Origin of the sequence: Clostridium sp. UBA7503 (genome assembly GCF_002477055.1) — a bacterium.
Lineage (GTDB): Bacteria > Bacillota > Clostridia > Clostridiales > Clostridiaceae > Clostridium_J > Clostridium_J sulfidigenes.
This window is the reverse complement of record NZ_DLNT01000038.1, coordinates 1-12281: the sequence shown is the minus strand read 5'-3', so window position 1 is coordinate 12281 and position 12281 is coordinate 1. Positions and strand designations below refer to the sequence as shown.

Below are 12281 nucleotides of genomic sequence, written 5' to 3'. Positions count from 1 at the left end.
AAGTGAAAGATGCCTAATATGGTATAAAGAAACAGAGGAGATGAATTAATGAGTTACGATGTGGGTAGTGTTTATGGTGGAATAAATAACTATATAAACAGCATAGCTACAAATGGAAATACTAATAGTAGTATAGGTTCAGTAAACAATGGAATTACTCAAAATCAATATGTTAATGGACTAGGTATTCTAAATGATACCTTAAGTTCTGGTACTGGCAGTGATGCCCTTACTGGACTGATGAGCTTAGGTTTAATGTCAGGAAGCTTTGGTGGAGGTTCAGATAGTAGCACTTCTTCAAGCACTAGTGGATTTAGTTTAATCATGGCATCTTTACTAAAGGCCATGGGTGAAAAAGAGAGACAAACTCAGCAGGGAATAGATCAAAATAATAGAGCTTATAATAGTACTTATAATGGTATTAATGATATAAGTAATGTCATTATAAGAGCTATAGGAGGAGTAACTCCTTCCACAGTGGTAAGTGCTACAGGTACTGACTCTGAAAGAATTGAAAAAGCCATAGCTGATGCTTCAACTAAATATGGAGTAAATGCTAATTTAATAAGAGCTATAATTAAAACAGAATCAAACTTTAACCCTAATGCAGTATCGCCTGCGGGAGCTAAAGGATTAATGCAGTTAATGCCTTGCAACATAGATCACTATGGAGTTAATGATCCTTTTAACATAGAGCAAAATATTGATGCAGGTACAAGACACATAAAGGATTATCTTAAAACCTATAATTATGACCTAAATATGGCACTAGCAGCATATAACTTTGGACCAGGAAATATGGCATCCAGAGGAATCGGTAGCTCCAGTGACTTTTATAAATTACCATCAGAAACAAAAAATTATTTAGCTAAGATAAATAATTTAATATAATAATAAGGCTGTTTCATTGAAACAGCCTTATTATATAGTATAAGTAGTTTAAAATATTAACCAAGTAAAGTTCGACTGATGATCTCATCTTGTACTTCTTTACAAAGTTCTACAAAGAATGCACAATATCCTGCAACACGTACTATTAAATCTCTGTGATTTTCAGGATGTTTTTGTGCATCAATCAAAGTTGCATTGTCAACACAATTAAATTGCATCTCTCCATTACCCATTATTGATGCTGTTCTCAATAATGTAATAATAGCGCTTTTGCCTTCAGCTTCATCAAGGAAATCTTTACTTACCTTGAAGTTATGAGCCATACCTAAGCTCATTGATTCTACATTTATCTTAGATACTGATTTTATTACAGCTGTAGGACCTTTTTTATCTGCACCTTGTGAAGGACTCATTGCATCTGAAAGTGGTGAATAGGCAGCTCTTCCATTAGGAGTGGCTCCTATCATTTCTCCAAGAGGAGTATTAAAGGATTGAGATAATGTGCCATGAATCTGCCTTGCATAAAGTGATTTATATGAATTCATCTTTAGCTCTGTATAATCAACAATTTCTTTTGCAATCATATCTACATAATCATCGTCATTACCATACTTAGGTGCATTTAAGCAATCGGTATGAATCTGTTCAAATCCTTCCCAGTTTACATCCATAGCTTTTTTTATTTGGTCAAGAGTGTATTTTTTATCTTCATAAACTAATTTTTTAATAGCAGCCATACTGTCAACATAGGTTGCAAGTCCAGCAAATATAGTTCCTGGTCCCTCATACATAACAGCACCACCTGCCATTACATCCTTACCAGTTTCCATACATCCATCCATAAATATTGACATATATGGCGTAGGGGTTACATCCCTGAAAACTTTTTCTATTATAACAGTACCTCTACAATTAATATCGATTAGGTAATCAAGCTGTTTCTTTACTGCACCTTCAAAATCTTCATAGGTTTTAAAATCATTGATATCACCTGTATCTAACCATTGTTTATCACCATAGGATTTTAAAACCCCCCTATTCATAGCCATTTCTATTGTAATAGGCCACTGCGTAAAACCACCTGCAGTCCACTGGTGTACTTTCCCACTTTTCTGTGGTTCAACACAACCCATCAGGCTGTAATCTCTAGCATCTTCAAAGCTATATCCTTTTTTAAGCATCATTTTGATATGTGCATCATCAAAATGGCATGCAGGCATACCGCCACCGATTTTAATAAGTTCAACAATTTTCTCAAGGTATTTTTGTGGAGAAAGGTTGTGTATACGACAAGCTAGAGTAGGCTGATAAACCTTAACTTGTCTTACAGCTTCCATAATTAAATAGGTTAAATCGTTGGTACCATCTCCTCCATCACGTTTTACACCACCAACGCACATATTTATAAATGGCATATATCCAGCAAAATACTTAGCAGTAGCACCTGGAGTATACCAGATTACTTCTGAACATTTTAACATAAAGCAGCCCATTAATTCAAAAGCTTGTTGTTCTGTAATATTTCCATTTTTGATATCATTTTCATAACATGGAAGCATGTATTGGTCAACACGTCCAAGAGATGTACTACATTGATTTTCTTCAAGTAAAAACAATGATTGTATCGTCCAGATTGATTGTAATGCTTCATGAAATGTTTTAGGAGGGTTTGCAGGTACTCTTTTATTTACTTCTGATATTTTCTGTAATTCCGATTTTCTTACCAAGTTACTTTCTTTTTCTGCAAGTTCCAATGCATATTCTGAAAGACGTTTTGAATAAGTCAAAATTCCTTCACAGATTTCAATTGAAGCTTGGTAAAAATTTTTCTTTTCATTTATTTCTTCCAATGTACCAGTTAAATTTGCTAGATGTTCTTCAGCTTCAGCTTTTATTCCAAGAATACCTTTTTTAAATAAGATTATATCGTAACCTGGACTAGAATCACCACCACCACTAGTTATATGATAAGTTAAATCTGTAATGGCTGCTTCTGCAGCATATTCCCAAATTCCTTCTTTTTTCATTTCAGTTTCGCAAGCTTCAGCAAGAGATTTGCCTTCCCAAAATGGGAAAAGTTCTTCCCTCATAATTTTTTTATCTTCTTCACTTATAAAATAAGGATCCTGAGGTCTTGTGCTAATTTCATCCAATTCATCTTTAATCCAGCTCCATGCAGTATCAGGTGAAAAAGCTCCTGCACGTGGTTTGCCACACGGATGCCCTACAATTAGTTCATTATGTTGAATTAGCATAGGTGCTGTTTCGCACGATCTCCTAAAGCCCTTTGCTCTTCTAAGATTTACTGGAATATCCGGATATTGTTTTGTTACTTCAGTATAAGCAATTGCTCTATTGATTGTAATACTTGGAGTAACTTTTAAATATGCTTCTTTTAATTTTTTTAGTCGATTAGTCATTATAAATTTGTTATTCTCCATAATAGTTACGTCCCTTCACTTATTATTTATTAGTTAATATTATTTACTGATAAAATTATATACCTTCCTCTAAAGGTAAGTGTCAATTATTTATTGGATATTTAGTGGGACCATATAATTTTTATTAAGCATATGGCCATGAATAATAAAAATTTAATATAATAAGTTTAAATATTAGATTTATTTTTAAAGTAATGTTAAAATGAATTTTGACTAATAATAATTAAAGTTAAATAATGAGTTAATATATACACAAACTATAAATAAAGGATGGTATGATATGGAACGTTTAGATAAAATTTTAGGAAACTTAGGTTATGGAAGTCGTAAGGAAGTTAAGGTTAGTTGTAAAAATGGAGAGGTTGTTGTTAATGGAGAGGTTGTAAAGGACAGTTCAACTAAGGTTGATCCGGAGACAGCAGTTGTTGAAGTAAATGGAGAAAGGGTTATGTATAGAAAGTATGTTTATCTACTTTTAAATAAGCCTGCAGGAGTTGTAAGTGCAACCTTTGATAATTATGATGAGACTGTTATAGATTTATTAGATCCAGAATACCAAGTTTTTGAGCCATTTCCAGTGGGAAGATTAGATAAGGACACTGTAGGATTCTTATTGCTTACTAATGATGGAGGTTTAAATCATAAGTTAATATCTCCTAAAAACCATGTAGATAAGGTTTATTATGCAGAAATAGATAAGCCAGTAAATGAAAAGGATATCGAAAGGTTTAGAAAAGGTATTGTCATAGATGATGGTTATAAGTGTATGCCAGGAAAGTTAGAAATTATTTCTTCTACAGAAGATGGTTCTGAAGTTTTAGTTACAATACAGGAAGGGAAGTTCCATCAAGTTAAAAGAATGTTTGAAGCTTTAGATAAGTCTGTTGTATATTTAAAAAGAGTTAAATTTGGTCCTATGGAACTGGATGAAACACTAGAAGAAGGCGAATATAGGGAGCTTACTAAAGAAGAAATTGAAGTATTAAACAACTTATAGGTATTTATTGACTGTATATACATTAAATTGAATATAAAAGGTAATTTGGTGTAATGTGTAGAAAATATACAAAAAATATAGATAAAGTATAAATATTAACAATTAGTTTATATTTTTTATTATAAATTTACTTGAAAATTTATAAAATTATATATATAATATATATATAAATAGAATAAATAACCCCTTTTTATTTATACGTATAACCTAACCCCAAGGGTTATACAAGTTATTTTATGTCGAATATAATTGTATATTATTGCAAGGAAAAAACCCATTGGTTACCCCCGATGGGTTTTTTCTTGCAATAAAACTTATTTTTGGAAAACATATGTTTAAGAAGTTAAACAGAGTTCTTAGCTTCTTTGAAGCATACTAACAGAATTCTTAGTATCAATTTATTTAATACTTAGAAGTCGTTGTCCTTTAGGGGAAATCGTTATCCAGGAACGTAGCAGCTCTTAACTCCTACTTTGAAAAAGATTGGAGTATTAGAGCTGGTAGTTATCGGATAAATATAGAAATTATCTAGCATATACTGTAAACTATATAATATGTAAATATCTAATGTAAAAAACACATAACATTGATTTAATAGAGCAATAATAGTAAATAGGTATACTAATTATAAACAGAGTTCTTAGCTTCTTTGAAGGTTACTAACAGAATTCTAAGTATCAATTTATTTGATACTTAGAAGTCGTTGNNTCGTTATCCAGGGACGTAGCAGCTCTTAACTCCAACTTTAAAAAAGATGGGAGTATTAGAGCTGGTAGTCATCGGATAAACAGAGTTCTTAGCTTTTTTGAAGTTTTAGAGATGGTTGGCATTATATAAAAAATAGTATGTATTAAGAAGATATATTACGTAAAGATGAGAGAAGTATGAAAGGAAGTGCATTATGAATATAAGAGAAGTACTTATAAGCTTTATGAAAGAAAAAGCTTATAAACCAATGAGTTTAAAAGAGTTGTCTAAAATATTTGGTATAGGTAAAAAAGAATCTAAAGATTTTTCAAACCTATTAAATGAAATGGAGAAAGATGGAGAAATAATAAAAAATAGAGCAGAGCTATATGGTATTCCAGAGAGAATGGGTATACTTAAAGGGGTTTTTGCTGCTCACCAAAAGGGTTTTGGTTTCGTAATTGTAGAAGAAGATAGACCAGATATATTTATCCCTGCTAGTAATGTAAATAGTGCCATGAACAATGACGTGGTATTAGTTAAAGTATTAAAAGATGAAAACAACGGTAAGAAATCTGAAGGAGAAATTATCAGAATTGTTGAAAGAAAGAATAAAAAACTAGTTGGAACCTATGAAGATAGTAAAAATTTCGGATTCGTTGTACCAGATGATAAAAAGATAGGTCAAGACGTATTCATTTCAAAAAATGATAGAAATGGAGCTAAATCAGGTCAAATAGTAGTGGTAGAAATCACTAGCTGGCCAGAGAAAAGAAGAAACCCAGAAGGAAAGATCATTGAAATTCTAGGAGAAAAGGGAGATAAGGGAATAGATATCTTAACTATCATTAGAAAGCATAATCTTCCTGAAGAATTCCCAATACAGGTAGAGGAATATGCAGAAAGAATAGAAGATATGGTTCCTCAAAGTGAAATAGACAGAAGAAGAGACCTTAGAGATGTGACTATGGTTACTATAGATGGAGAAGATGCAAAGGATCTAGATGATGCTGTTTCAGTAGAAGTTCTTAAAAATGGAAACTTCAAGCTAGGAGTTCATATTGCAGATGTATCACACTATGTAAGAGAAAATAATGTCCTTGATAAGGAAGCCTTTAAAAGAGGTACATCTGTATACCTAATTGATAGAGTTATTCCAATGTTACCTAGAAAACTATCAAATGGAGTATGTAGCTTAAATCCAAAGGTAGATAGACTTGCCCTTAGTTGCTTCATGGAAATTGATTCTACAGGAAAAGTAGTAGATCATGATATCTTTGAAAGTGTAATAAAAACTAATGAAAGAATGACTTACACTGATGTAACTAAGATTCTTAGAGATGAAGATGCTGAAACTATAGAAAAATTTAAACATCTTCATGAAGACTTTAAGAACATGGGTAAGTTATTTGAGCTCTTAAATAAAAAGAGATTATCAAGAGGTGCCATAGATTTTGACTTTGAAGAATGTAAAATAATCCTAGATGATACTGGTAAACCAGTAGATATCCTACCTCGTGAAAGAGCTGTTGCAAATAGAATAATAGAAGAATTTATGTTAATCTGTAATGAAACTGTAGCAGAACACTTCTTCTGGCTTAATGCACCATTTGTTTATAGAGTTCATGAAGACCCAGATATGGAGAAGTTATTACACTTTAGTGAATTCGTATATAACCTAGGATATCATGTAAGATTTAAAGAAGATGAGATTCATCCAAGGGAGCTTCAGAAGATTCTAGAAAAGGTTAAAGGCAAGAAGGAAGAAACGGTAGTTAGTACCTTACTTTTAAGATCTATGATGAAGGCAAAATATTCCCAAGTATGTGTAGGACACTTTGGTCTTGCTGCTAAATATTATTGTCACTTCACATCTCCAATAAGAAGATATCCTGACCTAGTAATTCATAGAATTATAAAGGAAATGATAAACGAAGGATTAAATTCTAAGAGAGAAAAGAGATTAAGAACCTTTGTAATAGATGCTTCAAAACAATCTTCTGACACAGAAAGAATGGCTGTGGATGCGGAACGTGAAGTAGATGATTTAAAGAAAGCTGAATACATGATGGATAAGATTGGAGAAGAATTTGAAGGAATCATATCCTCTGTAACTAGCTTTGGTATATTCGTTGAACTTCCTAACACTATAGAAGGTTTAGTTCATATTAGTGAGCTTCATGATGACTACTATATCTATGATGAAAAGCATCTAGCTTTAGTTGGTGAGAGAACTAAGAATATCTACAGGCTAGGGGATGAAGTTAAGGTAGTTTGCTCTAAGGTTGACATAGATGCCCACGATATTTACTTTGAAATAGTTAAACCACAAGTAGAAGAAGAGGAAGAAGAAATGTCCCTAGACATCGATGATTTAATTTTTGGAGAATAAAATATAGTTAAGAAGTAAATGGACTTTCAAAAAATTAACTAATCTAATAAAAATGTTGAGCATGCCCATATATTATTGACGCTGAGCCCTTTTGGAATATTAGTAAGTTAAAATGTTTAGAGAATAAAAACTTAAGGATAAAAATTTAACATTGTATAAGAAGAGATAAAATTTTATTTATTAAATTAAATATGATTTTACCTCTTCTTTTTTATGTAATTTGCTATAAATTAAGGGAAACAAATAAAAATATAGGATAATTTTACACACAAGAGCGTAAAAATTAAAAAAAGATTGTTAAAAAATTAAACAAATCAGATAAATTTTTAACAAAGTACTAGTATTTTTAGAAAAAGGTGGTATACTGAAATTATAAATGTTAAATAAATAACAAGATTTTAAAGTTTATATTAGGGGGGTTCATATTATGGCACGTTTTACATTACCAAGAGATATATATCATGGAGAAGGAGCTTTAGAAACTCTGAAAACTTTAAAGGGAAAAAGAGCTTTCGTAGTTGTTGGTGGCGGATCTATGAAGAGATTCGGATTCTTGCAAAAGGTTGAAGACTACCTAAAAGAAGCAGGTATGGAAGTTGAATTATTTGAAGGGGTAGAACCAGACCCATCGGTAGAAACAGTTATGAAAGGTGCAGAAGCTATGAGAAGCTTTGAGCCAGATTGGATAGTTTCTATAGGTGGAGGATCTCCAATAGATGCAGCAAAAGCAATGTGGATATTCTACGAATACCCAGAATTTACTTTTGAACAAGCAGTTATTCCATTTGGACTACCAGAATTAAGACAAAGAGCAAAATTCGTTGCAATACCATCAACTAGTGGTACAGCTACAGAAGTTACAGCATTCTCTGTAATTACTGATTACAAAGCTAAGATTAAATATCCATTAGCTGATTTCAATATAACACCAGATATAGCAATAATAGATTCAGCACTTGCGCAAACAATGCCTAAGACTCTAGTTGCTCATACTGGAATGGATGCTTTAACTCATGCTATAGAAGCATACACAGCATCACTAAGATCAAACTTTTCTGATCCATTAGCATTAAAAGCAATTGAAATGGTAAAAGAACACTTAATAGATTCTTATAATGGATGTGAAAAATCAAGAAACTTAATGCACGAGGCTCAATGCCTTGCAGGAATGGCATTCTCAAATGCACTACTAGGAATAGTTCACTCCATGGCTCATAAAACAGGAGCAGTATTCCACATTCCTCATGGATGTGCAAATGCAATCTTCCTTCCATATGTAATTCAGTACAACAGAACTAAATGTGAAGATAGATATGCAGACATAGCTAGAATGTTAAAACTAAATGGAAATACAGATTCAGAATTAACTGATTCATTAATAGAAATGATCAATGACTTAAATACAAAACTAAGTATTCCTCACTCAATGAAGGAATACGGTGTTACCGAAGAAGACTTCAAAGCAAATCTTGAGTTCATAGCTCATAATGCAGTACTTGATGCATGCACAGGCTCAAACCCAAGAGAAATAGACGACAAAACAATGGAAAGACTATTTGAATGCACTTACTACGGTAATAAAGTAGAGTTATAAGTGACACTCCAAATCTTTGATTTGGCCAGTGGAACTTACTCATTTGAACAAAGTGAGAAGGAGTTTCCTCTCGAGCAAGGCGAGAAAAGAAATCTTTGATTTAGTTACTCGAACTTACTCATTGGAACAAAGTAAAAAGGGGTTTCTTCATAATTGGGGTAAAATAAATAATTTAGTTAGTGGAAGAAACTCCACTTAAAAAATGGAGTTTCTTATATTATGTTATAAATTCTGTTGAACTAAGGTACAGCAGATTTAAAAAATATCCTTATAATTCATCAAATCAAATCAAATCAAATCAACTTGGAAGAGCTGTCTCAAAGTAGAGTTTAAAAAAATTCTACCGTGAGACAGCTCTTCTAAGTTCTACTCCAAATCTTTGATTTGGTTAAGTAGAACTTACTCATTTGAACGGAGTGAAAAGGAGTTTCCTATCGAGCAAAGTGAGAAAAAGAAATCTATGATTTGGTCAAGTGAAGCTTACTCCTTAGACTGAAAGGAAAAGGAGTTTCATATAGAGCAAGGCGAGAAAAAGAAATCCCTGAAACTCCCACAGGGCCAACAACTAGTTAAATAGTTACCTAGGTATATAGGTAAATAGTTTCCTATAGAAATAGAGAGCTATTTAAAAAGTTTCATATATATATTTTTTTAATTTTAAATAGTTAAAATGTAGATGCTCCCTAGAGGGCTTTAATACAGTAATATCAAGGTGTTAGCTGTGAAAGAACATAAACAGAGTTCTTTGCTTCAGAGGGAGTTTTTACTCCCTCTGAAGGTTAGAAATCGTTATCCAGGGACGTACCAGCTCTTTACTCCCATTTTAAAGAAGATGGGAGTATTAGAGCTGGTAGTCATCGGATAAAAACATAAAAAGCTAAAAACATGGGAATTGGAGAAACTAAATTAATATGAAAATTATTTTTGTATGTCTATAACATTTTAAAGAATTAAAATTCATATATTTCAAGGTTAATAATTACAATATTTTTATTTTAGGTTATAATAAAAATAGGTTATACTATACAATACATTTTAAATTTAGTAAAATCACATGTATAATGAGAAAATTATATATTAATGATAAAAGTAGGTGAAAACATGGCAAAGAAATTAGGAACTAAAACTTTAGTAGAAAATAGAAAAGCAAGACACGATTACTTTATAGAAGAAGCTATGGAAGCAGGAATAGTACTTGTAGGAACAGAAGTTAAATCTATAAGAGCTGGAAAAGCAAACCTTAGAGATAGCTATGCAGATGTATACAATGGAGAAGTCTTCGTAAAAAATATGCACATAAGCCCTTATGAGCAAGGAAACATATTTAACAAAGATCCTCTAAGAGTAAGAAAGCTACTTCTTCACAAAGGAGAAATAGATAAACTTTTAGGATTCACAGCTCAAAAGGGGTACACTCTAATACCACTTAGCTTATATCTTAAAGACGGTAAAGTAAAAGTTAACCTTGGAGTTTGCAGAGGTAAAAAAGATTACGATAAGAGAGATGTAATGCTAGAAAAAGCAGCTAAGAGAGACATAGATAGACAAATGAAAGAGAAATATAGGTAACACTCCAAATTTTATATTTGGTCAAGTGTTACCTACTCATGGGAATGAATATGAGCAGGAGTTTCATTTTAATATAGAAATCTTTGATTTAGTTATTCGAACCTACTCATGGGAACGAATATGAGCAGGAGTTTCCTTTGCACAATAGAATTTTGCTATGAAGTATGGGAAGTTTAAATAGGGGGAGAGGTAAGGGATGAAAAGAATAATTACCATTCAACATACTCAATCAGTACATCATACCAATGGAATGATTGGTTCATGGACAGATTGGGATTTAACTAACCTGGGAAAAGACCAAGCAAATAACATTGGGATAAACCTTAAGGAAGAACTTTCAAAAGATAATGTCTATATTATGTATTCTTCAGACTTAAAAAGAGCAAAACAGACTGCTGAAATTATAGCAAAGCATTTAAACTTAGAACCCATCTTCAATGAAGCTCTAAGGGAACGTAACCTTGGTTCTGCTGTAGGCAAAAGTGTACAATGGCTTAGAGAAAATCAAACAGCATGGGAAAAGACAATTGATGATAGATGTGTACCAGATGCTGAATCTAGAAGGGAAACTTGGAATCGTCTAGAACCTTTCTACAATGATATAATGAGCAGTGAGGATGAGAATATAATCATTGTTTCCCATGGGGACACATTAAGTATTTTCAACGCTATGTGGTTAGGACTTAAACCAGATGATCTTAATAACTGTGATTTATTTGGATTTGCAGGTGGAGTTTCTCGTTTTATAGAAGATGACAATGTAAAACACATCATAAAGAGACTGAGCGACATGTCTTATATAAAATAGTTTGAGCTACCTATATATGATAAAATAAACTTATATTTGGTGTGAAAGTATCATTAAAAGTGGTACTTTTTTTACATATATAGATTTGCCAAATACCATATGTAGAATCTAAAGGAAATATGTCCATAAACACTATAAAACTTTTTACAAAACTTTACTTGCTATAAGGATTGATATTGTTTATAATGAATATACGTGGTAATCACTAATAATTACCACTACCTAACATGGGGGCGTACTGGTTTCGACGGGGGTACGTGACATATAGGAAGCGAGTAGAGGGAACTCATGGGCCCGCTTTAAAAAACTATGGGATTAAAGATAAACGCAGAAGACAATTTTGCATTAGCAGCTTAGTATAGTTGCTCGTCCTACCTTTGAGTCCCACGGCTTAGGATAGGGCGCCGATTAGTGGGGAACCGAGCCATGGAAAGCTTTGACCATGGAACGGAATTTATGAAGCTACTGAAGTAGAAACCCGGTCTCTAGGGGTTCTATAGAGGGAATGTTAAAATAGAGACTGCACTCGGAGATGCTTATGTGGAATGGCTTTCGGACAGGGGTTCGATTCAAAAGAGTCGCCTTAGAGAGTAATTTCTAAGTGAAAACTTGGCTTTATCGGTGAAACCGTAACAGATGGTGCTGACGGCAATACCGAGTGGTATGTGAAGAAATTCAACAGCCGTGTATCGACTTATAGGTTCCTAAGGAGTAATCTATGGAATACTAGGATAGAAGATGTCAAACTAAAATATGCTTCTATAATACGCCAAGAGTCCTATACAGTATTCAACTTTAAAAGAGAATATTGGAAGAGGAGGAAAATATAGTCAGTACCTGCAGAGATGTAGGAAGTATATGTCCCCTCGCCTCCACCATTGAAGGGGCTTTCGCAAAATAGA

7 protein-coding genes and 1 other RNA gene are annotated in these 12281 nt (G+C 32.7%); 7 read left to right on the top strand and 1 reads right to left on the bottom strand.

Annotated elements, in window-relative coordinates:
- The first annotated feature begins 48 nt into the window (after positions 1–48).
- Positions 49–891 (top strand): lytic transglycosylase domain-containing protein, encoded by an 843-nt coding sequence (locus tag B3630_RS09790; RefSeq protein ID WP_346897682.1) that lies wholly within the window; start codon positions 49–51, stop codon positions 889–891.
- Between the two features lie 56 nt (positions 892–947).
- Here B3630_RS09790 and cutC read toward each other — a convergent pair whose 3' ends face one another.
- The gene (cutC, locus tag B3630_RS09785) at positions 948–3332 is read right to left on the bottom strand and encodes a choline trimethylamine-lyase (protein WP_346897680.1); all 2385 of its coding nucleotides are present in this window, start codon (positions 3330–3332) and stop codon (positions 948–950) included.
- Between the two features lie 280 nt (positions 3333–3612).
- Here cutC and B3630_RS09780 point away from each other — a divergent pair, with 280 nt between their 5' ends.
- The 6 genes from B3630_RS09780 (at position 3613) to ssrA (ending at position 11951) form a co-directional block, all read left to right on the top strand.
- The gene (locus B3630_RS09780) at positions 3613–4329 is read left to right on the top strand and encodes a 16S rRNA pseudouridine(516) synthase (RefSeq protein ID WP_346897678.1); all 717 of its coding nucleotides are present in this window, start codon (positions 3613–3615) and stop codon (positions 4327–4329) included.
- A gap of 901 nt (positions 4330–5230) precedes the next feature.
- The gene (rnr, locus tag B3630_RS09775) at positions 5231–7408 is read left to right on the top strand and encodes a ribonuclease R (RefSeq protein WP_346897676.1); all 2178 of its coding nucleotides are present in this window, start codon (positions 5231–5233) and stop codon (positions 7406–7408) included.
- A 427-nt stretch (positions 7409–7835) separates the two neighbouring features.
- Positions 7836–9002, top strand: a complete 1167-nt coding sequence (locus B3630_RS09770; protein ID WP_346897674.1) for an iron-containing alcohol dehydrogenase — start codon at positions 7836–7838, stop codon at positions 9000–9002.
- 1101 nt (positions 9003–10103) lie between these two features.
- Positions 10104–10571: an SsrA-binding protein SmpB gene (gene smpB, locus B3630_RS09765; RefSeq protein WP_035131317.1), complete on the top strand. Its 468-nt coding sequence runs from the start codon at positions 10104–10106 to the stop codon at positions 10569–10571.
- A gap of 196 nt (positions 10572–10767) precedes the next feature.
- Complete coding sequence (locus B3630_RS09760; protein WP_346897672.1) at positions 10768–11379, top strand: histidine phosphatase family protein; 612 nt, start codon at positions 10768–10770, stop codon at positions 11377–11379.
- Between the two features lie 237 nt (positions 11380–11616).
- Positions 11617–11951: a transfer-messenger RNA gene (ssrA, locus tag B3630_RS09755) on the top strand.
- The last annotated feature ends 330 nt before the right edge of the window (positions 11952–12281 follow it).